The organism is Enterobacter sp. SECR19-1250 (assembly GCF_013391025.1).
Lineage (GTDB): Bacteria > Pseudomonadota > Gammaproteobacteria > Enterobacterales > Enterobacteriaceae > Enterobacter > Enterobacter cloacae.
The window spans coordinates 1-231 of sequence record NZ_JACASJ010000363.1; the positions used below are offsets into that span (position 1 = coordinate 1).

Sequence of the window (231 nt, forward strand, 5' to 3'; positions counted from 1 at the left end):
ACTGATCGCCAGATCACGCTATTTAAATTCTGGAATTAGCTGCGGAATGACGGTTTATTTCTCCGGGAGAGGACTGGATATTCATTTCCTGGCGTCCACTGACGCCGGATATTGATAAAGCAATCCAGCCTTCCTGATAAGTTGCACTAATTATATCGAATGGCTTCTGTTTGCTGCATGACAGGCTAATGACATCTTTGTCATTTAAATCTTTATTCCCAGCACTGGGTG

The 231-nt window shown here is 43.3% G+C and carries 1 protein-coding gene; it reads right to left on the reverse strand.

The features are described from left to right. Window positions 1-22 precede the first annotated feature (22 nt). The coding region (locus HX884_RS27115; RefSeq protein WP_218620159.1) for a hypothetical protein at window positions 23-231 on the reverse strand (209 nt) is incomplete at its 5' end.